The 25,024-nt window shown below is 58.3% G+C and carries 19 protein-coding genes; 4 read left to right on the top strand and 15 right to left on the bottom strand.

The window, feature by feature from the left end:
• Positions 1 to 134: 134 nt before the first annotated feature.
• The 15 genes from HMPREF3055_RS02375 to modA all read right to left on the bottom strand — a co-directional run bounded on the left by HMPREF3055_RS02375 (position 135) and on the right by modA (position 20,948).
• Positions 135 to 1,631, bottom strand: a complete 1,497-nt coding sequence (locus tag HMPREF3055_RS02375; RefSeq protein WP_070737722.1) for an L-serine ammonia-lyase — start codon at positions 1,629 to 1,631, stop codon at positions 135 to 137.
• Between the two features lie 276 nt (positions 1,632 to 1,907).
• Positions 1,908 to 3,026 carry a glycine cleavage system aminomethyltransferase GcvT gene (gcvT, locus tag HMPREF3055_RS02380; RefSeq protein ID WP_070737725.1) on the bottom strand — a complete coding sequence of 373 codons (1,119 nt, stop codon included), beginning with the start codon at positions 3,024 to 3,026 and terminating at the stop codon, positions 1,908 to 1,910.
• Positions 3,027 to 3,198: 172 nt separating this feature from the next.
• A complete protein-coding gene (gene gcvP / locus HMPREF3055_RS02385; protein WP_049356342.1) occupies positions 3,199 to 6,039 on the bottom strand; it encodes an aminomethyl-transferring glycine dehydrogenase in 2,841 nt (946 codons plus the stop codon).
• A gap of 286 nt (positions 6,040 to 6,325) precedes the next feature.
• Positions 6,326 to 7,546 carry an MFS transporter gene (locus HMPREF3055_RS02390; RefSeq protein ID WP_049347292.1) on the bottom strand — a complete coding sequence of 407 codons (1,221 nt, stop codon included), beginning with the start codon at positions 7,544 to 7,546 and terminating at the stop codon, positions 6,326 to 6,328.
• A 30-nt stretch (positions 7,547 to 7,576) separates the two neighbouring features.
• Entirely contained in the window at positions 7,577 to 8,410 is an 834-nt protein-coding gene (gene narI / locus HMPREF3055_RS02395; protein WP_049347293.1) for a respiratory nitrate reductase subunit gamma, read from the bottom strand.
• 26 nt (positions 8,411 to 8,436) lie between these two features.
• The gene (gene narJ, locus HMPREF3055_RS02400) at positions 8,437 to 9,177 is read right to left on the bottom strand and encodes a nitrate reductase molybdenum cofactor assembly chaperone (protein ID WP_005504922.1); all 741 of its coding nucleotides are present in this window, start codon (positions 9,175 to 9,177) and stop codon (positions 8,437 to 8,439) included.
• Between the two features lie 3 nt (positions 9,178 to 9,180).
• Positions 9,181 to 10,794, bottom strand: coding sequence for a nitrate reductase subunit beta (gene narH, locus HMPREF3055_RS02405; protein WP_005504921.1), 1,614 nt, complete (start codon positions 10,792 to 10,794; stop codon positions 9,181 to 9,183).
• The gene (locus HMPREF3055_RS02410) at positions 10,794 to 14,513 is read right to left on the bottom strand and encodes a nitrate reductase subunit alpha (RefSeq protein ID WP_049349235.1); all 3,720 of its coding nucleotides are present in this window, start codon (positions 14,511 to 14,513) and stop codon (positions 10,794 to 10,796) included. Before HMPREF3055_RS02410 ends, narH begins: the two co-directional genes overlap by 1 nt.
• Before the next feature lie 78 nt (positions 14,514 to 14,591).
• Positions 14,592 to 15,785 (bottom strand): ThiF family adenylyltransferase, encoded by a 1,194-nt coding sequence (locus tag HMPREF3055_RS02415; protein ID WP_070677589.1) that lies wholly within the window; start codon positions 15,783 to 15,785, stop codon positions 14,592 to 14,594.
• Positions 15,786 to 15,898: 113 nt separating this feature from the next.
• Positions 15,899 to 16,405, bottom strand: coding sequence for a molybdenum cofactor biosynthesis protein MoaE (locus tag HMPREF3055_RS02420; RefSeq protein WP_049341113.1), 507 nt, complete (start codon positions 16,403 to 16,405; stop codon positions 15,899 to 15,901).
• Complete coding sequence (locus tag HMPREF3055_RS02425) at positions 16,395 to 16,913, bottom strand: MogA/MoaB family molybdenum cofactor biosynthesis protein (protein WP_049341111.1); 519 nt, start codon at positions 16,911 to 16,913, stop codon at positions 16,395 to 16,397. The genes HMPREF3055_RS02420 and HMPREF3055_RS02425 overlap by 11 nt, the downstream gene beginning before the upstream one ends.
• 56 nt (positions 16,914 to 16,969) lie before the next feature.
• The gene (gene moaC / locus HMPREF3055_RS02430; RefSeq protein WP_049341109.1) at positions 16,970 to 17,470 is read right to left on the bottom strand and encodes a cyclic pyranopterin monophosphate synthase MoaC; all 501 of its coding nucleotides are present in this window, start codon (positions 17,468 to 17,470) and stop codon (positions 16,970 to 16,972) included.
• Between the two features lie 106 nt (positions 17,471 to 17,576).
• A complete protein-coding gene (locus tag HMPREF3055_RS02435) occupies positions 17,577 to 18,956 on the bottom strand; it encodes a molybdopterin molybdotransferase MoeA (RefSeq protein WP_070677587.1) in 1,380 nt (459 codons plus the stop codon).
• 120 nt (positions 18,957 to 19,076) lie between these two features.
• Entirely contained in the window at positions 19,077 to 19,946 is an 870-nt protein-coding gene (locus HMPREF3055_RS02440) for an ABC transporter permease (RefSeq protein ID WP_070677585.1), read from the bottom strand.
• A gap of 171 nt (positions 19,947 to 20,117) precedes the next feature.
• The gene (gene modA / locus HMPREF3055_RS02445) at positions 20,118 to 20,948 is read right to left on the bottom strand and encodes a molybdate ABC transporter substrate-binding protein (protein WP_070691034.1); all 831 of its coding nucleotides are present in this window, start codon (positions 20,946 to 20,948) and stop codon (positions 20,118 to 20,120) included.
• Between the two features lie 225 nt (positions 20,949 to 21,173).
• On the opposite strand from modA, the gene moaA reads away from it, so the two are divergent.
• The 4 genes from moaA to HMPREF3055_RS02465 all read left to right on the top strand — a co-directional run bounded on the left by moaA (position 21,174) and on the right by HMPREF3055_RS02465 (position 24,937).
• A complete protein-coding gene (gene moaA, locus HMPREF3055_RS02450; protein ID WP_070691037.1) occupies positions 21,174 to 22,385 on the top strand; it encodes a GTP 3',8-cyclase MoaA in 1,212 nt (403 codons plus the stop codon).
• 126 nt (positions 22,386 to 22,511) lie between these two features.
• Entirely contained in the window at positions 22,512 to 22,778 is a 267-nt protein-coding gene (locus HMPREF3055_RS02455) for a MoaD/ThiS family protein (protein ID WP_049327549.1), read from the top strand.
• 14 nt (positions 22,779 to 22,792) lie between these two features.
• The gene (locus HMPREF3055_RS02460; RefSeq protein WP_371326329.1) at positions 22,793 to 23,485 is read left to right on the top strand and encodes a molybdenum cofactor guanylyltransferase; all 693 of its coding nucleotides are present in this window, start codon (positions 22,793 to 22,795) and stop codon (positions 23,483 to 23,485) included.
• Positions 23,486 to 23,623: 138 nt separating this feature from the next.
• Positions 23,624 to 24,937, top strand: a complete 1,314-nt coding sequence (locus HMPREF3055_RS02465) for a molybdopterin molybdotransferase MoeA (protein WP_049353792.1) — start codon at positions 23,624 to 23,626, stop codon at positions 24,935 to 24,937.
• Positions 24,938 to 25,024 lie beyond the last annotated feature (87 nt).

Raw genomic sequence — 25,024 nt, forward strand, 5'->3', positions numbered from 1 at the left:
GTCACCTTCAGCCCGTGCCCACCGCTATATGAAGGCACAAAGGTTAGGGAAAGCGTAAATACTAACGATACAGGAAGAAAGCCCTTCTGTCTACCACACCCTCATCAGGAGTGCAAACCTGCCGCAGCGTGCACCTAGCATTCCACCACATTCACAGCCAAACCACCCATGGACGTCTCCTTATAACGGTGAGACATATCCAAACCGGTCTGACGCATCGTCTCAATCACCTGATCCAACGACACACGGTGCGTACCATCACCACGCAACGCCATACGAGCCGCCGTCACAGCATTCGACGCAGCCATCGCATTACGCTCAATACACGGAATCTGCACCAAACCACCCACCGGGTCACACGTCAGACCCAGGTTGTGTTCCATCGCAATCTCAGCCGCATTCTCGACCTGCTCGGGAGTACCACCCATCACCTGCGCCAAACCAGCAGCAGCCATCGAGGAGGCACTGCCCACCTCACCCTGGCAACCCACCTCAGCACCAGAAATCGACGCGCGCTTCTTATACAGCACACCCACAGCAGCAGACGCCAAGAAGAAATCAACAACCGCCTGATCACGAGCAGCCTGACCGCAATGGCGGATACCCTGCGTGTAATTCATCGCGTAATGCAGCACCGCAGGAATAATACCCGCAGCACCATTCGTCGGAGCAGTCACCACACGACCACCAAAAGCGTTCTCCTCATTGACCGCCAAAGCAATCAGGTTCACCCAGTCAATAGCGAACTCAGGAGACTTCGAAGGATCCTCCACCATCAAATCACGATGCCACGCACCCGCACGGCAACGCACCTTCAGAGGCCCCGGCAAATAACCCACACGCGCCAGAGAAGAGCCAATGCACTCCTTCATCACACGGTAGATATGCAAGATGCCATCACGGACCTCCTGCTCCGAACGCAGAGAACATTCATTCGTCATCTTCAACTGCGCAATCGACAGACCAGACTCATTCGCCATCTCCAGCAGCTCAGCAGCCGAACCAAACGGATACGGAGGGTTCATCAGCGACGCACAACCGGTCGCCTCCTCATCACCCTCAACAATGAAACCGCCACCAATCGAATAGTAAGTGCGCTCCAACAGCAGCTGCTCACCCGCAAACGCCGCAATCTTCATACCGTTCGTATGACGCGGAAGAACCGTCAATGGACGCAGAGTCATATCCAGCTCACGGTAATTCACCACCGGGCCGTACACCTTCTGCCCTTCACCACCGGGCGCAGTCACACCGTACGCAGAGGACGGGTAACCAGCAAGCGGCAAAGTACCATCCACGCTATTGCGCTCAATCATCGCCTCAGAATCAGCGATATTGATAGTCTCCGGAACAAAACCACACAGGCCCTTCAACGCAGCACTCATCGTACCGTGACCAGCACCCGTAGCCGCCAACGAACCATACAGGTCAACATGCACACCCGTCACACGGTCCAGCAGACCCTCATCAATCAGCTCCGCCACAAAACGGTTCGAAGCGCGCATCGGCCCCACCGTATGCGAGCTCGAAGGGCCCACACCAACGCTGAACATCTCAAAAACACTGATGTCATACGGCAGAGCCTCTGCCTTCTTCTGGGCGCTACTGGGTGCGCTCTGGTTAATAGCCACGTTCTGTCCTTCAAATAAATAATGTCTGTGCACCGCACCAAAAGATACGCGCCCCTCAACGGAGGAACCACACATCAACCTGCGGTCTATAAGTGCGGACAATCACCTTTGACTGGCCGCTCTAATCCTAACGCACTTCAGAACCAGCACAAACTAAGGCTCAGAACACCTCACACACTCCCCCGCCGCTCAACGCCCACCTCACGGCGCAGAAAAGGCGCCGTGCCCACACAGGACACGACGCCTCTGCCCTACAGATTACCTGCAGAAAAACTCTTACTTCTCACGCTTGTAGAACGGCAGAGCCACAACATCAAACGGAGCACGCTTACCGCGGATATCAACATCCACAGTAGAACCAACCTCAGAGAACTCACGGTTCACCAGCGCCATAGCAATCGGGAAGCCCAGAGTCGGGGAAGGAATACCGGAGGTAACCTCACCAATCTCATTGCCCTCAGCATCCACCAGCTTAGAACCGGCACGAGCAGGACGCTTCGCCTGAGCCTTCAAACCAACCAGGATACGCTTCGACTCGCTCTTAGCCAGCTCAGCCAAAGCCTCACGACCAACGAAGTCAGCCGCCTTCTTCTCCAGAGCAATCTCGACCAGACGGCCCAGACCGGACTCAAACGGAGTAATCTCAAGACCCAGCTCATGACCGTACAGCGGCATACCAGCCTCAAGACGCAGGGAGTCACGAGAGGCCAGGCCGGCAGGAATCATACCAAAAGGCTCACCAGCAGCAGCCAGCTTATCCCACAGCTCAACAGCGTTCTCATTCGGAACAAACAGCTCGAAGCCGTCCTCACCGGTGTAACCGGTACGAGCCAGCAGAACATCAACACCGGCAACAGTCAGCGGCACCGAAGCGTAGTACTTCAGCTCGCGGACAGCCTCCTCATCAGAAACACCAGCAGCCAGCAGAATCTCCTCAGCACGAGGACCCTGAACAGCCACCAGAGAAGTCTGATCCGACTCGTTCACGAACTCAACGTTGAAATCGCCCAGGCGCTCGCTCATCGCAGCAAAGTCAGTGTCAATGTTCGAAGCGTTCGGAACGACCATGAACTCCTCATCGCCCAGACGGTAAGTAATCAGGTCGTCAATGACGCCGCCCTTGTCGTTGACCAGGATCGAGTACTTTGCCTTACCGACCTTCAGGATGGACATATTCGACACCAGAGCGTAATCCAGGAACGCACCCGCATCCGGACCGGTCACACGGAACTCACCCATGTGGGACAGGTCGAAAATACCGGCACGAGTACGGACCGCCTCATGCTCAGCAACGTCGTTAGCATACTTCAGGGGCATATCCCAGCCACCAAAGTCGGTGAAAGAAGCGCCCAGCTTCTCGTGAACCGGGTACAGGGAGGTCTTCTTGGGGGACATTAGGTTCTCCTCACGCACAGCCTTGTGCTGTTATCGTTCAATCGTCGTAGATTTAGTTCACCCCCACAGACACGAGATACGCTGCGGAGGCGACCCCCACCCGCCCCCAGAAACCTGAGGACGGGTGAGGCAGGTAGACCGCTACAGCCTACCCAGGAGCGTTACAGGCTCCTTATGCTTCCAGGTCGAAAGCCTCCATCGGGGGGCATTCGCACACGAAGTTACGGTCACCGCCAGCGCCATCAATACGACCCACCGAGGTGAAGTACTTGTTAGCGCGCAGGCTCGGGACAGGGAAAGCTGCCTGAGTACGGCTGTAGGGGCGATCCCACTCATCAGCGCTCACCACATCAACGGTGTGCGGTGCGTTGCGCAGAACCGAATCATCCACAGCGACCTTGCCCTCAGCCACCTCGATAATCTCGTCGTAGATGGTCTCCATTGCCTCAATGAAGCGGTCCAGCTCTTCCTTCGACTCAGACTCAGTCGGCTCAACCATCAGGGTGCCCGGAACCGGGAACGCCAGAGTCGGAGCGTGGAAGCCGAAGTCCATCAGACGCTTGCAGACGTCCTCAGCAGTCACGTGAGACTGATCGGTCAGCTGACGCAGGTCCAGGATGCACTCGTGAGCGACCAGACCGCCGGGGCCGGTGTACAGCACCGGGTACTTGTCGTTGAGCTTCTTCGCAATGTAGTTAGCGTTCAGCACCGCGTACTGCGAAGAGTCCTTCAGACCCTGAGCACCAGTCATCGCAATGTACATCCAGCTAATCGGCAGAACACCGGCAGAACCGAAGAACGCCTGAGAAATCGGCAGTGCAGCATCGTTGGGGAGCTTACCTTCAGCATCAGCGCGGTATGCGTCGCCGGGCAGGAACTTCGCCAGGTGCTCACGAACAGCCAGCGGGCCAACACCGGGGCCGCCACCACCGTGAGGAATGGAGAAGGTCTTGTGCAGGTTCAGGTGCGAAACGTCGCCGCCGAACTTACCGGGCTGAGCGAAGCCCATCTGAGCGTTCAGGTTCGCGCCATCCAGGTACACCTGGCCGCCAGCCTCGTGAACCAGCTGGCAAACCTCAGCAACCTGCTCCTCAAACACACCGTGAGTGGAAGGGTAGGTAATCATGATGCCGGCAACCTTGGGGCCGTACTTCTCAATCTTTGCCTTCAGGTCGTCAACATCAATCGAACCGTCAGCCGCAGTTGCCACACCGGCAACCTTCAGACCAGCCAGAGCAGCAGATGCCGCGTTGGTGCCGTGAGCAGACAGCGGAATCAGGACGGTATCGCGCTCGTGGTCACCGTTAGCCTCATGGAAGGAACGGATAGCGCGCAGACCAGCGTACTCACCGGTCGCACCCGAGTTCGGCTGCAGCGAGATAGCATCGTAACCGGTAATAGCAACCAGCCACTCGCTCAAATCCTTAATCAGCTCGTGCCAGCCCTCTGCCTGGTCCTCCGGGACCAGCGGGTGGATGTTCGCGAACTCAGGCCAGGAGATGGGCTCCATCTCAGCGGCCGCGTTCAGCTTCATGGTGCACGAACCCAGCGGAATCATGGTGCGGTCAAGTGCCAGGTCCTTATCAGCGAGGTGACGCAGGTAGCGCATCATCTCGGTCTCGGAGCGGTACTTGTGGAAAATCGGGTGCTGCATGTACTCATCGGTACGCAGCAGCTCAGCGGGCAGATCGTACTGTGCATCTGCCTCACCCAGGGTGCCGCCCAGAGCCTCAACCAGGCCCTTGAGCAGCTCCTCACCATGAGACTCACCCACGGAAATACCAACACGGTTCTCGTCGAAGCGGCGGATGTTCACGCCAGCTTCCAGAGCCTTCGCAACCAGCTCGTCAGCACGGCCAGCAGCCTCCACCACAACGGTGTCGAAGAAAGTATCGTGGGCGATACCGTAGCCCGCAGCCTTCAGCGCGGTAGCAACACGAGCGGCGTTGGTGTGCAGGCGGTTCGCGATAGCGCGCAGGCCCTCAGGACCGTGGTACATCGCGTAAGCGCCAGCAACAATCGCCAGCAGAGCCTGAGCAGTACAAATATTGGAAGTAGCCTTCTCACGGCGGATGTGCTGCTCACGAGTCTGCAGAGCCAGACGGTAAGCAGGCTTACCGGCAGAGTCCTTAGAAACACCCACCAGACGGCCAGGCATGGTACGCTCCATACCCTTGTGAACAGCCATGTACGCAGCGTGGGGGCCACCGAAGAAGAAAGGCAGACCGAAACGCTGAGTATTACCCACAGCGATATCAGCGCCCAGCTCACCAGGGGACTTCAGCAGGGTCAGAGCCAGCAGGTCAGCAGCAACGGTAACCAGAGCGTTACGCTCCTTAGCAGCCTTAATCAACGGCTCAATATCGCGGATATCGCCTTCATTGCCGGGGTACGCCAGGATGACACCGTACAGGTCACCCTCGGGCAGACCCTCAGAGAAATCAGTAATCACGAAAGGAATGCCGAGCATCTCTGCACGTCCACGAGTCACCGAAATAACCTGAGGCAGGCAACGGGAGTCAATAGCGAAGAAGCCGTTCTTCACCTTGCGGTTTGCACGGTGCATCATGACAGCTGCTTCAGCCACTGCGGACGCCTCATCCAGCAGGGAGGAGTTTGCAATCTCCAGGCCGGTCAGCTCCATCACGGTGTTCTGGAAGTTCAGCAGAGCCTCCAGGCGGCCCTGAGAAATCTCAGCCTGGTACGGGGTGTAAGAAGTGTAGAAACCGGGGTTTTCCAGAATGTTACGGCGCAGAACCGCGGGAGTTACAGCGTCATAGTATCCGGCACCAATCATCTGGGCGAGAACCTTATTCTTCGCAGCGTAGCCGGCAATCTTTGCCTGAGCCTCATGCTCCGACAGCGGAGCAGGCAGCTGCAATTCGCCGTCAAGGCGAATCTGGGAGGGGACGACAGCGTCCATCAGCGCATCCAGGGAAGAGTATCCCAGGGTTTCGAGCATCTGCTCTGCGTCTGCGGAACGGGGGCCGAGATGACGATCAATAAAGGACATAGGATTCTCCTATTGGTCGGCGCAAACCGTAGAGGGGTCACGTCGCGCTATTGCGACGAGTCGAACACTTTAAAGTGTCCCACATCTCCACAAAGTTTCGCCAGCTTTACCAACATTCGACATGCCCAAACATCAAACTCTTCTGCCCCGCCAAAGCCCACCCCTGTTAGAGGACAAAACAGCAGAAAAGCACAAAGTCCGGCTCGTTCCCTCCGAAGAGAAAACGAGCCGGACTCAGTCAAAGCAAACTTCATATACACCCTGCAGAAGGATGTACTAGAAGACCCTACTTAGCGTGGTTAGGCTTGCCACCGTGCGGCACGAGGAATGCCGACAGGAAGGCGAGGAACGCGGTCACGGCCAGCAGCATCAGACCGATGAAGTAGTTGTTCTCAGCCTGGTTGTAGGTTGCACCCATCACCAGCGGCGGGAAGAAACCACCCAGAGCGCCAGCAGCAGCAACCACACCGGACACCGCACCAACGTTCTTCGGATCAGCCGCACGAGCCACCCAGCCGAAGACCGAGCCGTGGCCCAGACCCAGAAGAGCAGCCATCAGGATGAAAACAGCACCATACACGTGCTCAGCATCAGGCTGGAACGCGGTAATAACTGCCAGGATCACCACACCACCCAGGGAGATGAGGGTGATAATCTTCGGACCGAACTTATCAGCCAGCACACCACCGAAGGGACGAGCAATCACGGCAGCAGCCGCGAAGCCAGCCGCACGCATACCAGCGTCGTTAGCGTTGAAGTTGTAGATGTTGCTCAGGTAAGTGGGCAGGTAGTTCGAGAATGCCACGAACGCACCGAACACAACAGCGTAGAGGAAGCACAGCTGCCAAGTGGTCTTCACCTTGAATGCCTGAACAATCTTCGGCATCAGCGGAGTAACCTCACGGCCGATGGTTGCCGGAGAATCCTTCAAGAAGAAGAAAGAGATAGCAGCGGTTACAGCACAGATAACAGCAATCAGAACGTGAGTCTGGAAGTAACCAATACCCTGCACCAGGCGGGGGGTAGCGAATGCAGAAATTGCAGTACCCACCATGCCGGCACCGAACACACCGGTCGCAAAACCCTTCTTGGAAGCGTCATACCATGCGGAACTGAAGGGAATACCCACAGCGAACACGGTACCCGCAATACCCAGGAAGAACGCCACAACAAGCAGCATGGGCAGCGAGTTCATCTGACCAGCAACACCAACCAGGAAGACCAGGGGTGCGCTAATCGCCAGAACAGCGGTGAACATAATACGACCACCGTAGCGGTCAGTCAGACCACCAACGGGAATACGGCCGATAGCGCCGATGAAAATCGGCATAGCAACCAGAAGGCTGGTCATACCAGCGTCCAGGTGCATCTGCTTTGCGTACATCTTCGCCAGCGGGCCAACGATGGTCCATGCCCAGAAACCAATGGTCGAGATGAACGTTGCCAGCAGAACGTTACGGAGCTGACCATTCTTCAGGTCGTAGCTCGGTGCAACAGGGGTGCTCATATTTCCTCTTTTGCAATATGGATATGTGTATTAGCGGTCGGCGCGCTCACGCGGGAGAGTACCTACCGGATCCCAACCTCGACGTGCACCAACACGCTGGCCGCCACGAGAGCGGTACACGGTGTAGGGGCGGAAGAGGTAGTGCAGGGGCACAGTCAGTGCGTGCACCAGGCGGGTAAAGGGCCAAATGATGAACAGAACCATAGCCACCACGATGTGAATCTTGAAAGCCACGGGAATATTCACCATCAAAGCTACCTCAGGGTGGAAGTAGAACAGCGAACGGAACCACACAGAAATGGTCTCACGGTAGTTGAAGTGAACCTCGTGACCATTCACCGGAGGCAAACCGCCCGAGGGGTTCACTGCCGAAATCAGAGTAGCCGCAGTACCGGCGAGAATCACCAGAACCAAAACGACATACATGAAAACGTCATTACGAGTGGTAGCCGAACGCACACGAGAGTTCGAAACACGGCGACCAATCAGAACGAACATACCAACAATGGTTGCGACCGCAGCAACAGAACCGCCGACCAGCGCCACAATGTGGTAAGTGTCATCCGAAACGACCAGGTCGGTGAATGCCTTAGGCACCACCAGACCACCAACGTGGCCAAGGAAAACGGCCGCAAGACCGTAATGGAACAGGGGCGAAGCGATGCGCAACAGCTTCGATTCATAGACCTGGGACGAGCGGGTAGTCCATCCGAACTGGTCAGTACGGTAACGCCAAATGGTGCCACCAATCAGAATGACCAGTGCAACATAGGGCAGAACGCCCCACAGCAGGATGTCAACAATACCCGGATCGGCTACAGCCTGTGCAGCATGTCCTGCGTTCTCAGAAGCAAGTACGTACACGTGTTGTCTCCTCACAAGGGATAAAACTAGTTAGAACGAGCCGAAGCCTGCTGGAGCAGCTGATGATCAGCGTAGCCATTCAGGCCAACAGTCTCGACGGGAGGGCCGTAGCCAGCCATCTTCTGGACCTCCTCCTGAGTCTGCGGAGAGACGCCAGGAAGGGTATCGCAGATGCTCTGCAACAACCCGTAGTGGGGCAGATTTCCGTCCTTCATGGACAGACGAAGAAGCTCAAGGGACGGACGGTACGCCTGCAAAGCGGAACGGCCCTTACGGCGATCCACCAACGCACAGAACTCCAGCACCAGCGGCAGGTAGTCCGGAAGCTCACCATTCAAAACGGTCAACATACCGGAGTCGCGGTACATCTGCTTAAAACGCAGAAGAGTCTCACCACGGCGGCGGGTATCGCCATCGGTCCAGTAGGACAGATGCAGAGAATGACGACGCGAAAGGTCGTACTCCTGCACGTACTCGGACTGCACATCCTCCAGGTCCTTAGAAGTCAGCCACTGCTGAACCGCATCAACGGCAGCAATGAAAGCCTCATCCTGGGTGGAAGCGGTAATCTCCACCAGTTCAGGCAGAACCTTCAGAGTCTCCTCATCGGGGTAGCCCAGGAGCATACCGCTCACCTGGTAAATCACCGAGTCCTTATCCTCGCCGGGACCGTAATCGATATCAAACGGGTTCTCCGGCTGAGCCGGCTCCGAGACAGTAGCCTCGGAACCGGCCTTGCCCATGAGCTTGGAAAAGAATCCAGCCACTTATTACTTCTTTCCGGTGGTATTCGGGAAGAGGCCGTCAGGACGGGAAGAACCGTCCCAGCTGAACAAGCTGACCTTGTTGTTAGCCTCGTAGACACCGGTGGACACGGGGGTCGGGCGACCCTCCATGTCGTTGAACGCATCGCCGTACATGCCGGGTCCGCCATCCACGCTCAAGGAGCAGCCCATTTCCTCAAGGTTGTGGGCGTCTTCCATGTGAGCCTTCGGAATGACGTAACGCTCGTTGTACTTAGCGATAGCCATCAGGCGGTACATCTCGTACACCTGCTGACCAGTCATGCCAACTGCCTGAGCAATCTCCTCGTTGCCTTCGCCACCGAGGTTGATGTCACGCATGTACGAACGCATCGCAGCCAGGCGGCGCAGAACGTTAGTAACAACCTCAGTGTCACCAGCGGTGAACAGCTCAGCCAAGTACTCAACCGGAATACGGAGAGACTCAATAGCACCGAACAGGTTGTTGCTGTTCTCTGCATCGTGGCCCTGCTCCTTGAGCAGGTCAACAATCGGAGACAGCGGCGGCACGTACCAAACCATGGGCATGGTGCGGTACTCGGGGTGCAGGGGCAGAGCCACCTTCCACTCCTTCGCCAGCTTGTACACGGGCGACTTCTGAGCTGCAGTAATCCACGCATCGGGGATGTCGTTCTTACGAGCCTGCTCAATCACAGCCGGATCCGAAGGATCAAGCATCAGCGACAGCTGAGCCTCGTAGAGATCCTTCTCATCCTCGACCGAAGCAGCCTCAGTCACGCGGTCTGCATCGTAGAGGAAGATACCGATGTAGCGCATACGACCAACACAGGTCTCAGCACACACGGTCGGAATACCAGCCTCAATACGGGGGTAGCAGAAGGTACACTTCTCAGCCTTACCCGTCTTGTGGTTGAAGTACACCTTCTTGTAGGGGCAACCGGTGATGCACTGACGCCAACCGCGGCAACGGTCCTGGTCAACCAGAACGATACCGTCCTCAGCGCGCTTGTAGATAGCGCCGGAGGGGCAAGAAGCCATGCAGGAGGGGTTCAAGCAGTGCTCACAAATACGAGGCAGGTAGAACATGAAGGTCTGCTCGAACTCGAACTTAATCTTGTCCTCAGCCTTCTTGCGAACCTTCTCAACCAGCGGGTCCAGGTGACCGTACTCGGTCGCACCAGCCAGGTTGTCGTCCCAGTTCATACCCCACTCGACCTTGGTGTCCTCACCGGTGATGAGGGAGACCGGCTTAGCAGCCGGGAAGTCATCACCCAGAGGAGCACTGGTCAGGTTCTGGTAATCGTAGGTCCAGGGCTCGTAGTAGTCGTTCAGCTCGGGCTGAATCGGGGAAGCGAAGATCGTGAAGAGCTTCTGGAAGCGGTTACCGCTCTTGAGCTCCAAACGACCGCGCTTGTTCAGCACCCAGCCGCCCTTCCACTTCTCCTGATCCTCGTAACGGCGGGGGTAACCCTGACCGGGACGAGTCTCAACGTTGTTGAACCAGACGTACTCGGTACCGGCTCGGTTCGTCCATGCCTGCTTACAGGTCACGGAGCAGGTGTGGCAGCCGATGCACTTATCGAGCGCCATCACCATAGCAACTTGTGCCATAACGCGCATTAGAAAGTTACCTCCTGGGACTTACGGCGACGGATGTACGAGACGATGTCTCGCTGGTTACCGGTCGGTCCAAGATAGTTGAAGGCGAACGCCTGGTGAGCGTAGCCACCAATCATGTGGGTGGGCTTCAGAAGAATACGGGTCACCGAGTTGTGAATACCACCGCGCTTACCGGTGACTTCAGACTTCGGGCTAACCATACGCTCCTGAGCGTGGTAGACGTAGCAAACGCCCTCGGGCATACGGTGCGAAACAACCGCACGGCCGACGAAGACACCATTGGTGTTCACACACTCAATCCACTCGCCATCCTTGACGCCAATCTTCTCAGCGTCCTGCGGGCTCATCCATGCAGTCGGACCGCCACGGAACATGCTCAGCATGTAGTGGTTATCGAAGTACTGCGAGTGAATTGCCCACTTGTTGTGCGGGGTCAGGTAGCGAACAGCAACCGAAACACCATCGGTAGTACCGAGCTCAGGCTCGTTGTACAGGCCGGTCATATCCAGCGGCGGACGGTAAATCGGCAGAGCCTCGCCCATTTCGTGCATCCAGTCGTGGTCGAGGAAGAAGTGCATACGGCCGGTCAGGGTGTGGAACGGCTTCTTCTTCTCGATGTTGACGGTGAACGGAGCGTAACGGCGACCACCGGTCTCCGAACCGGACCACTCGGGGGAGGTCATCACGGGCTGCGGTGCGGCCTGGGTCATGGGGAAGGTGATACGACGTTCCTCGTTACCTTCTGCCAGGTCCATCAGGTGCAGACCGGTCTGCTTCTCAAGCTCCTTGAAGCCCTTGACAGCGACCTCACCGTTGGAGGTACCGGAAATCATGAGGATTGCTTCAGAAATCTTCACGTCGGTATCCAGTGCCGGACGACCTGCGCCCTTACCGGAGTCCATCACACCGAATTCCTTAGCCATCTTCGCGACTTCGTCCTTCAGGTCGTAAGTGATGAACTTGGTGGTTGCACCGAGCTTATCGAACAGCGGGCCAACGGTGGTGTACATGTCGTACAGTGCGCCGTAGTCGCGCTCGACGGTGACGAAGTTCGGCATGTTCTTGCCGGGTACGCCCACCATACCGGGGGTGTTCTTCCAGTCGGGTGCGTGGCCGCCGGGCTGAGCAATCTGGCCGGGGGTGTCGTGCAACAGCGGGACCGAAACGATGTCCTTACGGACGCCGAGGTGCTTCTTAGCCAGGCGGCTGAACTCAAACGCCAGTGCCTTGAAGGTCTCGTGGTCGGTCTTTGCCTCCCACGGCGGGTCAATTGCCGGGGAGAACGCGTGCAGGAACGGGTGCATATCGGTCGAGGAGATATCGTGCTTCTCGTACCAGGTAGCAGTCGGCAGAACGATGTCAGACAGCAGGGTCGTGGAGGTCATACGGAAGTCCGAGGTGACCAGCAGATCCAGCTTGCCCTGAGGCGCGTCGTCAACCCACTTCACTTCGTTCGGCAGCTTCTCCGAGTCGGAGCCCTGGACGTTGTCCATGCTACCGACCAGGTGCTTCAGGAAGTAGCTCTCACCCTTAGCGGAGGAACCGAACAGGTTCGAACGCCACAGGGTCAGGGTACGAGGCCAGTTGACGGGGTTGTCAACGTCCTCAACGGAGAACTCCAGATCACCGGAGTTCAGACGCTGTGCAATGTAGTCCGCGTTCGAGGAAGCCTCGCCGCGTGCCACAGCCTGCTCTGCCTTGTCTGCCAGGTCCAGCGAGTTCTCAGGGAACTGCGGGTAGAACGGCATCCAGCCCATACGGGTAGAACGTGCCACAACGTCAGCAGTGTGAACGTCGCGCAGCTCGCCCTTAGCCAGCGGGGACTGCAGGTAGTCGGTGGAGTACGCATCCTGACGGAACTGGTCAGTGTGCATATACCAGAAGCCGGTACCAATCATGTGACGCGGCGGGCGGCTCCAGTCCAGAGCGTTCGCGATGTTGGTCAGACCGGTCAGAGGACGTGCCTTCTCCTGGCCCACGTAGTGAGCCCAACCGCCACCGTTACGGCCCTGGCAACCGGTCAGGTTCAGCAGAGCGAGGATAGCGCGGTAGGTGGTGTCAGCGTGGTACCACTGGCAAATACCTGCACCGAAGATGACCATGGAGCGACCGCCGGAATCCAGGGCGCTCTTGGCGAACTCGCGGGCAACGCGAATAACAGCCTCGGCGGGGACAGAAGTAATCTGCTCCTGCCATGCCGGGGTATTCTGAACGTTCCAGTCCTCGTAGTCCTTAGCCCAGGTACCGGGCAGACCCTCACGGCCCACACCGTACTGTGCCAGCATGATATCGAAGACGGTAGTAACTTCGTGACCATCAACGTAGGTTACGGGCACGCCGCGGGTAATGACGTCGCCGTGACCCTTCGGGTTATCGAAGGTCGGCATCTTAATCTCAACCGCTGCGGACTGGCCCTGAGGCAGGTCGCGAATCGACAGAATCGGCTTACGACCCTGCAAATCCAGGTTCCACTTGCCCTGGTCTTCCTGAGCGTAACGGTGACCCATGGTGCCGTTGGGCACGAAGACCTCGCCGGTCTCGCGGTCCATCAGGACGGGCTTGAAGTCAGCGTTAGCCTGCTCAGCCTCGCCAGCGAGCTTTGCAGCGGTCAGGAACTTGGAGGGAACCTTAATGCCGTCTTCACGGGTTTCCAGGGTGACCAGGAAGGGAAGGTCGGTGTAGGTCAGGGAGAAGTCCTCGAAGAACTCGACACGCTGGTCGACGTAGTTCTCCTTAAGGATGACGTGGCCCATCGCCATTGCCAGTGCCGCGTCGGTACCTGCCTGGGCGGGCAGCCACTCGTCAGCGAACTTGGTGTTGTCGGCGTAGTCGGGGCTCACGGTGACAACCTTGGTACCGCGGTAGCGGACCTCGGAGACCCAGTGAGCATCCGGGGTACGGGTCAGCGGAACGTTTGCACCCCACATGATGAGGTATGCAGCGTCCCACCAGTCGCCGGACTCGGGAACGTCGGTCTGGTCGCCGAAGACCTGCGGGGAAGCCACGGGGAGGTCAGCGTACCAGTCGTAGAAGCTGGTCATGACGCCACCGGCCAGCTGGATGTAGCGAACACCCGCGCTGAAGGACGCCATGGACATTGCCGGAATCGGGGTGAAGCCGGTGTTACGGTCGGGGCCGTAGTACTTGATGGTGTGCACGTGAGCAGCAGCCATCAGCTCGAGAGCCTCAGCCCAGGTCGAGCGCACCAGACCACCCTTACCACGTGCGTTCACGTAGCGTGCACGCTTGGCGGGGTCGGACACGATGGAGTGGAAGGCGTCCACGGGATCGTTGTGGATTGCCTTCGCTTCGCGGTACATCTCCAGCAGGAGACCGCGAACGTAGGGGTACTTAACGCGAGTGGGAGAGTAGGTGTACCACGAGAATGCTGCACCGCGGGGGCAACCGCGGGGCTCGTACTCGGGGCGGTCGGGACCAACCGAGGGGTAATCGGTTTCCTGTGCTTCCCAGGTGATAATGCCGTCCTTGACGTACACCTTCCAGGAGCAGGAGCCGGTGCAGTTCACGCCGTGGGTAGAGCGAACTTCCTTATCGTGGCTCCAACGGTCGCGGTAGAAGGCGTCACCTTCGCGGCCGCCTTCACGGAAGACGGCGCGGCCGTCTTCAGTCTCATCCCAGCGGGAGAAGAACTTACCGAACTTGATCAGCTGATCGGTAAGGGGGCCATCCGGGCCCTTAATCTGTGATGCTTGTTCCATACTGCCCAATATATCGGAAATTTGGCATAGAAAATACGAGATAAAAACCTTGCCTAATTCATGCGAAATAAGGGTGTTTTAGACCGTAAGCCAGGCGGAAATTCCACCCTCAAGCATGTACACAGAACGCTCCTCCAGAGGCGCTATTTCACGAGCCGCTTCAACCGTTCGGGTGTATCCGGTGCAGTAAATAACGATTTTCTGGGCATTTGCGGGGATTTTACGCTCAATTAGGGCTTTGAGGGAGTCATTTCGAGCCGCTTCAAGCAATTCAGTGAGGGGTAGATTAATGGCACCGTCAATCGCAAAGGCATTGAACTCCACCTGCTCACGGACATCCAAAAGGGCAATATTTTCACCCGATGACATCTTTTTAAGGTCCTGAGCGCTCATCGAGCGGGGCTTCGAGTCAGCAGAAGAGCTTGTAAAATCCTGAGAAATATTACGAATTGTTACATGATTTTTGGGCTTATGACTCGTTTCTTGGGGCAAAACAGCGCTTTTCTTAGGTACAGCTTGCACGCTAGCTACAAGAGGTATATATTCCCACCTTCCGCTTAATGCCGAATATAGGCCAACCTCACCCATGAGCGGCTCCCCCCCCCCGGTCAGCAGCTTCACCGCCTCCATGGCCATCGCAGCACCCACCACGCCAGCCATAGCACCCACCACGCCAGCAGTACTACACGACGGCACGCTACCGGCAGCAGGAGCATGAGGGTACAAATCCTCATACACCGGACCGCGACCAGCCCAAAACACACTCAGCTGCGCATCAAAACCAAGAATCGCAGCCCACACATGCGCAATCCCAGCACGCGCAGCCGCCGCCGACACCACATAACGCGACTCGAAATTATCGCTACCATCCAGCACCAGGTCAGCGCCAGACAGAAGCTCATCAACATTCGCCTCCGTCAAACGCTCACGCACAGGCACAACCTCAATAAAAGGATTCAGCGAGCGCAAAGACTCTGCGGCAGACTCAGCCTTAGAATTACCCACTCTGGCGTGCGTATGAATCACCTGGCGGTGCAGATTCGAAGCATCCACGAAGTCATCATCAACCACCACAATCTGACCGACCCCGGCACCCGCCAGGTACAGCAGCGCCGGAGCACCCAAACCGCCAGCGCCCAGCACCACCACGCGTGCGCCCTTGAGCGCCAGCTGAGCCTCGTAGCCCATTTCGGGCAGAATCAGCTGACGAGAATAGAACGCACGCTCAGCGGCAGAGAGCGCGCCCGTGCCGGTTGAAGGCTGAGAAGACATAGGGATTCCTCGCGTCTAGTGGTAGAGGTGACTTGAGCATTCAAGGAGAATAAGCCTGCCCGAGAGAAATCCCCCTGACAGGCTTATATAGAGATATCAGAATATTCAGAAGGCTAAGCGGGCGAAGTATCCACACCAACCCACTCGATGCTTCCATCGAGCAGTTCCTGTTCCTTCCAAATCGGCACACGAGCCTTCACCCGGTCAGCCACCAGCTCACAGGCATCAAACGCGCGGCCACGGTGAGCAGCCGCCGCCATCACGGTCAGAGCCGACTCACCAATAGCAATCGGCCCCACACGATGCACAGCCCACAGACGCACACCGTCCAGCTCGGCAGCAACCTCGGCGGCAACCTCCGCAATATACTCACGAGCCTGCGGATGCGCGCTATAGGACAGCCCGCGAACCGCACTACCGTGATCATGGTTACGTACAATGCCGTCAAAAATTACCAGGGCACCCATGGCGTCGGTCATGACCTCAGCCTTAGCCGCAGCGTACAGCGGCTCCAGGGGCGCCTCCGTAATATCGGTGAACACCACGGTCGAGCCGCTCGGCTCAACACCGTGCGCACCCGAATGGTCCAGGGATTCTTCGTTCTGCGGCTTAGTGGTCATGGTAGTCCTCCATCTGACGGCAAATGTGCTCAACAAGCGGGTCGAGGGTTGCCACGCCGTCCTTCACGCCACCGCGCGAACCGGGCAGGGTCATCACGAAGGTGCGGTCAATGACGCCCGCCACGCCGCGTGAAAGCACCGCCGCGGGAATGTTCTTCAGACCGTTCATCCAGAAGGCATGCATAACGCCGGGAACTTCCTTGTCCAGGTGGGGGCGAACCGCCTCCACGGTCTGGTCGTCAGAGTTCAGACCGGTACCACCGCTGGTCAGGATGAAGGTCGGCAGGTTACCGTTCTTCTTACCTTCGGTCACCAGGGTGTTGAAGTACTCGACAATATCGCGGTCTTCAATGACCACGGCATCCGGGGTGTCGAAGCCGCGCGAGCGCAGCCACTCCACGGCGATGGGGCCGGACTTATCCTCGTACACGCCGCGGGCTGCGCGGGTGGAGGCGACAATAACCAGACCGGTGAGGTTCTCGGGCATGGTGTAGTCTTCGCTACTCATTGGCTTTCCTTTTCTGTATCTATCAGATGACGGTGGGGGCGGTGCACCGCCGTAGCTTAGGATTCCTCGCGGACGGACCAGTCGCCGGACTTGCCGCCGCTCTTCTCCAGAACACGGATATCGGTAATTACGGCGTACTTATCGACTGCCTTGATCATGTCGAAAACGGTCAGTGCCGCCGAGGAGACGGCGGTGAGCGCCTCCATCTCTACGCCGGTGACGCCGCGGGTCTTCACGGAGGCCTCAATACGCACGAAGTCGGTGCCGCGCTCAAAGTCCACCGTGATCTTGCCCAGGGGCAGCGGGTGGCAGAGGGGAATGATTTCCGGGGTGCGCTTAGCGCCCATGATGCCGGCAACACGTGCAACGGGAAGAGCGTCGCCCTTGGGCAGGTCAGCGTCAAAAATCATGGCAATCACGTCTTCGCGGGTGCGCACGGTTGCTTCAGCCAGGGCGGTGCGGGTGGTAACTGACTTCTCCGTAACGTCCACCATGTGTGCCGAGCCGTCGGCGCGCACGTGAGTCAGTTCCTGGTTGGGCTGAGAGGTAGAGGTCATCGTTTCTCCTGGCTTCTGCGCGGTATTCTTCTGCCGCGAATCGTTACTTAGTGTGAGTCTCAATTATTCCTTGTCGTTCGACCAAGGAACAATGCGGGGCGGGGGCTTAGTTATCGGTGAGGCGGATGCGGTGGTAGGGTACCGCTTCTCCCCCGGTGTAGGTGGTTCCGGGCGCCAGCTCAATGAGCACGTCCGCCTGTGCGGCGCGGTGTAACAGGTGCGAGCCGGAGAGCACGTCGGGGTAGAGTTCCACCCGGTAGGTTCCGGGCTCGACCTCGACCATGCCGAGGGTTCCGCGCAGGAACTGGCGCTTGGTTGCCGGGGCGGTGATCGGGGTTTCGGTGACGAGCACGCCTCGCGGTGCGTTGTTCAGGGTTGCCTGTTCGGAGGCAACCGCATAGGGCACACCGTAGGGGCCGCCTGCACGCAGGTAGGGGCGCAGAATCAGCGCGTACGAGATGAGGGTGCTCACCGGGTTGCCGGGGAAGGAAATCATGGGCACGCGATGGCCCTTGAAGTCGAGAACGTTTACGCCCTGCGGTCCGCCGGGCTGCTGGCTCACGTGACCAAACCAGGAGACGGGCACCAGGATGTCGGCTTCGTGTGCCTTGGCGATGGCGTTGCGCACCACTTCGTATTTACCGTGGCTAATACCGCCCGAGGTGATGATGATGTCCGGCGCGAAGCTCTCGTATTCTGCCGCGAGACGGTGCAGCAACTCGATGGGGTTATCACCAATAGCGATGCGGCGCACCTCAGCGCCGTCTTCACGGAGCATAGCGGTCAGCATGGGCCCGTTCGCGTCAAAAATCTGCCCCTGAGCCAGCTCCTGCGAGGTAGCGGTGCCGTCTTCTTCAACACCGGAAAGAATCTCGTCGCCGCCGGTGCATACGAGCACGCGGGGGCCTGCCGCGACGGTCAGGCGCGCATAACCCTGGGATGCGAGCGCACCGAGCAGAGCCGGGGTGATGCGTTCACCGGCGCGTGCGAGTACCTGGCCGGTGACGACGTCTTCGCCGCGGCGGCGTACGAACTGTCCGGGTTTGCCGGTGGCGAGTTTGACCTTTTCGCTGGGGCGGCCGAAGGATTCGGGCAGGTCCGGGTATTCGATACGTTCGGACTGCTCGACCGGGATGACGGCGTCGTAGCCCTTGGGGATGGGTGCGCCGGTCATGATGGGGTAGGTCAGGTCGTCGGAGGAGCGGGAGCGCTGCAGCGGACGCCCTGCGGGAATCTCGCGGCCGACGGTGAAGATGCGGTCCTCGCGGTCAACGGCTGCCGCGGTGAGGGCGTAGCCGTCCATTTGGGAGTTGTCGAAGCTGGGCACGTCCATGCGTGCGGTGACGTCTTGGGCGAGAATGCGTCCTGCCGCGTGGTAGAGGGGAACCGTTTCTGCGGTGCCGATGAAGACTTCACGCAACAGTAGCGCCAGGTAGGCGCGGTATTCCTCGGTGCTGGGGGTTCCATTGAATTCGGGGGAAATCATGGCGGTTCCAATCGTGCGGCAATAGTTAAGAACAGTGTACGGGTGCGGTTGTGAGCTGGTAAACGCAGTTTCGCCTAATAGTCTTCAGATGGCGCTGCGGTTCCTTGGGACGGGCCGGTTTTATCGGGTGCTTTCGCGCAGTTTTTTGAGGGCGCGAGCTAGACCGAGGACACCGAAGATTCCCAGGTAGAGGCTGATGAGAATTAGCGCGCTTCCGAGGGCGCTGGGGATGTCGCTGCTGTTGATGGCTAGGTCAATGGCGAGGGGTATGGTTTGGGTTTTGCCTTGCACATTGCCTGCGAAGGTGACGGTTGCGCCGTACTCGCCAAGCGCGCGAGCGAAGGAAAGTAGGAAAGCAGTCGCAAGGCCGGGCGCTGCGAGAGGCAGGAGCACTTTAAAGGTGGTCTCTGCCGGTCCGGCGCCTTCAACAAGAGCGATTTCTTCATAATCGCGGGGAATAGCCTGCAGGGTGGTAACTGCGGTGGCGACAAAGAAAGGCAGGGCAACGAAGACCTGGGCGATAATCACCGCGTTCGAGGTAAACGGAATAGAGATTCCAGCCTGGTAGAGGTAGGTGCCGATCATGCCTTTGCGTCCCCAGAAGAAGAGCAGACCGAGGCCGGAGACCACCGGTGAGAGAATCACCGGGGTGTAGATGATGGCGTAGAGGACCGACCCGAAGCGGTGCATCCGCGAGCGGTTGAGCACTTTGGAGAGCACGAGCGCCAGGGGAGCACCGAGGAGGCCGCAGATAAGGGTGGATGCGGCGGCCGTGCTGAGAGAGAGGTTGGCAGCCCCGAGAACCTGCGGGGTAAAGATGGTACCCAGCTGACTCCAGGGAATATTAATGAAAAGCCCGAGGAGCGGACCTGCAATGAGGAAAATACCCAGAGTTGCCGGGATGAGGAAGAGCCGGGGAACAGATGCGAAAAGCTTCTCTCGGGAGGTGCGCGCTCGGCGGCTGGTGGGCGCGGTAGCGGTGTCTGACATGGGTATTTCTACTTGTTGTGCTAGGGGTCTTCTGCAGTGGTTATTGGTGTGCGTCGGAAAATATGTTCAGGATGCGGTGGCATGCTTGTTGAGCGTGCCACCGCATCCTGCGGGGTGTGTCCCGTTGCCTCGTTATAGCTGTTTCAGCTGAGAAGCGTGGGGTGCTAATGACTACTTGGTGGTGTTGAAGCCGTAGTCGGAGAGGATCTTCTTAGCCTCGTCGGAGGTCTTCAGCCACTCGTTGAACTTCTTTGCAGCCTCGGAGGAGGAGCCGGTCTTGCTCAGCGCTGCGGGGTATTCGTTGGGCTCAACATCGGTCAGCTCGATGGAGCCGAGGTTTGCACCCTTCTTCTTGGCTGCTGCGAGGTCGGTGGTGTAGATGAAGCCTGCATCTGCGTTACCGGTGGACACCTTGGTTGCCACGTCGGTGACCTTACCCTCGGTGGTTGCGTTCTTGAGGGTGATGTCGTGCTTCTTCAGCTCTTCGTGCGCCAGGGTGCCGCAGGGGACGTCTTCCTTGCAGACTGCGACGACGCCTTCGGTGGTCTTCAGGTCGTCGAGGCTGTTGATCTTGCCGGGGTTGCCTTCAGCGGTGACAAGGACCAGCTTGTTGGTGACCAGGACGTTGGTTTCAGAGTTGGAGAACTCGTTCAGCTTCTTAGCCTTGTCCATGTTCTTGGTGTCTGCGGTGATGAGCATGTCGGGGGTTGCGCCCTGCTCGATCTGGGTGACGAGCTTTGCGGAGCCTTCGTAGACGAAGGTGATGTCAACGCCGGGGTTTGCTGCTTCGTATGCCTTCTCCAGGTCTGCGCCTGCGTTGTTCAGGGATGCTGCGGCGAAGACCTGGATCTTGCCGGAGGATGCCTGGGTACCTGCTGCGGAGGCAGAGGAGGAGCTACCTGCGGAGGCAGTGGAAGAGGAGGAGCTCTGGGTGGAGCCGCAACCGGTCAGTGCGAGAGTTGCTGCAGCGAGTGCGCTGAGGGCAGCAAGAGGAGTCTTCATGTGTGTCCTTTGGTCGTACTACTTATGGAGGTGAGGTGGGTCCATGCGCGGGCTCTTTGTGACGTTTTGTGTACACCCCTAGCTTGCACACGTTTTGTTGCGTCGTCACAGTTTTCTACGGTGGCGTAGCTGTAACTTACCCTTCACACACTATGTAAGGGGCGCCGGAACATGGAATAATCATATTGTCACCTGAAATATGCAAATTTTCCACATAGGTTTTCCATGGCGTATACGGCAAATTCGGCCTCTTCTGAACTCATTTCTGGCCCAGTGTTAAGCACCTTATCTTCTGCGGAGGGTAACGGAGCTGCTTTTGTGACGCCCGAAAAATCTGAGAGTGGCGCAAAGCCTCAGCGTAAGCTCCCGAATATTACGAACAGCGGTCCGCTCCTGGACCGCTGGGGTCGCGTGTCTACCGACCTGCGAATCTCTCTAACCGATAAATGTAATCTTCGTTGCATTTATTGCATGCCGGCGGATGGTTTGCAGTGGCTCCCGAAGGAAAACCTGCTCTCCGCCGAGGAGATTGCACGCCTGGCAGATATTGCGATTACTGAGCTGGGTGTTGAGGAAATCCGCTTTACCGGCGGTGAGCCGCTGGTCCGCGCCGATTTGGTGGACATCATTTCGCGTATTCATGAGGCGCACCCGAGCATCCCCCTGGCGATTACGACGAACGGTATCGGTCTGGAGAAGCGCGCTGCCGCCCTGGCTGAGGCTGGTCTTACCCGTATCAACGTTTCCCTGGACACGATTTGCCGTGAGACCTTCGCTGAGCTGACCCGCCGCGATAAGCTCGACGCCGTGTTGAAGGGTATCGACGGAGCCGCCGAAGCCGGTCTGTGGCCCATCAAGATTAATGCTGTGCTGATGCCGGGCCTGAATGATGACCAGGCTCCCGACCTTCTGCGTTGGGCACTGGCGGGCGGCTACCAGTTGCGTTTCATTGAGCAGATGCCGCTGGATGCCGATAACCGTTGGACCCGCGAGGGCACTATTACTGCCGCTGAGATTCGCGAGAAGCTGTCGGCTGAGTACGTCCTGGGTTCGGTGGCTGAGGCGCGTGGTGACTCCCCCGCTCAGCTGTGGGAGGTGTACCCGCTCGGTACTGCCCTGGATGATGCGGGCTTCCCCGTCGACGGTACCGAGTCTCTGGGTCGTGTGGGCATCATCGCCTCGGTGACGGAGTCGTTCTGCAATGCGTGCACCCGCACCCGCCTGACGGCGGACGGCAAGATTCGCTCGTGTTTGTTCTCTGACACTGAGACTGACCTGATGCAGCTTCTACGTTCCGGTGCTGACGATCAGCAGCTGGCTCTGCGTTGGCGTGAAGGCATGTGGTTCAAGCCGCGCGCTCACGGCAAGGAAGACGCTGACTTCGATATTGAGGAGTTCGCCAAGGCGAGCCGCTCGATGAGCGCTATTGGCGGCTAAGGAAACTACCCTATTTATTAGCCGGATATACACCCAAATATGCGTGGGACAAGGTCTTTTACTGCCACCTTACCCCCTGGCTTTCGGCTACCCTACTCAGAGTTTATTCAAGGATTGAGGAGCATTATGCAGGTTCATTTTTTCGCTGCCGCGCGTTCTGCGGCGGGTACCGCGCAGCTGTCGGTGCCCCTGGCTGAGCTGCCGTCTGCAACTCTTGGCGCGCTGATTGAGCATCTGGGCCAGAGCTTGGAGGGCACAACCCCTTCGGGTCTGACTCTTGCGCAGGTCATGGAGCAGTGCTCGTTCCTGGTCAATGGTGCCCGTTCTGATGCGCAGGCTCCGCTGCAGGATGCCGATCGTGTGGACGTTCTGCCTCCCTTTGCGGGTGGATAATGCGGGCGGATAAGATGCCCGGTTCCCGGCTCCCCGCCGAGGGCGATTTTTCGTGCGCCGCGGTCGTAGTTGCCGGAGGCGCTTCTCGCCGCCTGAACCACGTGCCGAAGGCGTCTCTGTCTGATGGCACGAATACCCTGCTGGGTTGTGCCCTGGAGGCGGTGGCCACCGCATCCCCGCGCGTGGTGGTGGGTCCGGAGAGCCTACCCTTGCCGTCGGGGGTGTTGCGCACTCGTGAGGATCCGCCGTTTTCGGGTCCTGCTGCGGCGATTCATGCCGGGTTGGAGTGTATTGCGGCCGATTGCGAGCGCTCTCAGGTGCCTCTGCCCGAATGGTGCCTGATTTTGGGTGTGGATACTCCGCGTATTGCTCCGGCGGTTCAGCAGTTACTTACCGCTGCGCGGGGTGCCGAGCAGACCGCGACTACCTTCTCCACCACCGGTTCTGAAGCGCCCAGTGACTCTGAAGCTTCTGAGGGCTTCTGGGGTGTCTCTGAGGGCATCTATCAGCCCCTGGTGGGTATTTACCATTTTGAGGCGATCCGTTCGGTCTTTTCGACCGGTACCACCGACGCTTCTGTTCGTTCTTTTTTGCGCCGTTTGAACCCGGCGGCGGTTCAGATGTCTGCCACTGACACCGCCGATGTTGATACGTGGGAGCAGGCGCAGGCTCTCGGCTATACGACTTCACTCTGGTCGAGTTATTAGCATCTGAGGCGCCCAGAAGCGCTAGTTGCCAAGCTACGAGTAACCTAGGTAGTAGGTTAGAGCTCTGGGCACCGCATTCGGTAGCGTTTTTGAGCTCGCGCGCTGTTGCGCGTCCCGCACACACTTTTACGAGGTACGATGTCTCACCATATTCCTTCTGTTTCGTGGCAGCAGGCCCGCCAGATTCTGCATGAGCAGGGCCTGGACATTGCGCATCATGTGAAGACGGAGTCTTTGCCGCTGTTGGCGACGATTGGCCACTATTTGGCAGATGATGTTTATTCGATGATGCCGGTGCCCCACTACAGCTCTTCCGCGATGGACGGTTACGCTGTGACGGGTGCACCTCCGTGGCGTCTGGTGACGCCGGCGTATCCGGAGGATTCTCGCGCGAATATTCACCGTCTGACGGTGCCGATTGTTCCGGGTGAGGCGACCCCGATTCTGACGGGCGGTTTAATCCCGGAGGGTGCCGAGGCGATTGTGCGTGAGGAGCATTCCCGCCTGTATGAGGGTGCGGAGGGTTCTTCTCGTCCGGGCATGGGTTCCCATTTGGAGACTCAGGCAAGCATTCATTACCTGGATATGGCGGAGGGTTTTGAGCCTCCAGCACCGGGTGCTGATATTCGCCATGCTGGTGCTGAGCTGGAACGTGGCGAGTTGTTGGCGCGCCACGGTGACCGTGTGTCTGCTCGTATGGCGGCATTCTTGGGCACGAATGGTTTTGATGAGTTGCCGGTGTATGCCCCGATTCCGGTGCGTTGCGCGTTTACGGGTAATGAGGTCATTACCTTTGGTGTGCCTGCGCCAGGTCAGGTGCGTGATGCCTTTGGCGGCTTCATGGAGCATGCGATTATTTCTGCTGGTTGCGAGGCGCGCCCGTCGATTCGCCTGGCGGATGTTGAGTCTGAGTTCCGCACGTTCTTGTCCACATCGACGGCTCGTGTGCTGGTGTTTACGGGCGGGTCGAGTACTTCGGGTGTTGATTTGGTGCGTAAGGTGCTCAACGATATGGGTGCGACGTACCTGTTTGAGTCGGTAGATGTGCGTCCGGGTCATCCTGCGTTGGCTGCGCGTTTGCCGGTTCCGGAGAAGGGTCCGAATTCGGGTCGTGAGCGTTTTGTGTTGGGTCTGCCGGGTAATCCTTTGGCGGCGTACACGGCTTTGTATTCGTATTTGCCGCCGCTTTTGGCTGGTATGAGGGATATGCCTCTTCCTGAGCTAGATTCGGCGGTTCTGGGTGATCCGGTGGATACTTTGCGTAAGTCGGCGGGGGCTCGTCTGCTTCCGGTGTCGGTGCGTGATGGTGTGGCGTATCCTCTGCCGAAGTCGGCGTCGCATATGCTGTCCTCGTTGGCGGCGGCTACTCACTGCGCAGTGTTGGATGATTCTTCGGTGCGAGGTTCTGCGCATGAGGTGGGGGCTCGCGTTCCGGTTATTCCGGTGCTGTAGACCGGCACGGCAAATCGGTGCGGTTGGCAGCACAGGGGAAAAGCGCTTTTTCTAGTTTTTTGAGGCCTCGTCTGATTTTCGAGGCTC

This window comes from Rothia sp. HMSC061C12 (assembly GCF_001815755.1).
GTDB lineage: Bacteria > Actinomycetota > Actinomycetes > Actinomycetales > Micrococcaceae > Rothia > Rothia mucilaginosa.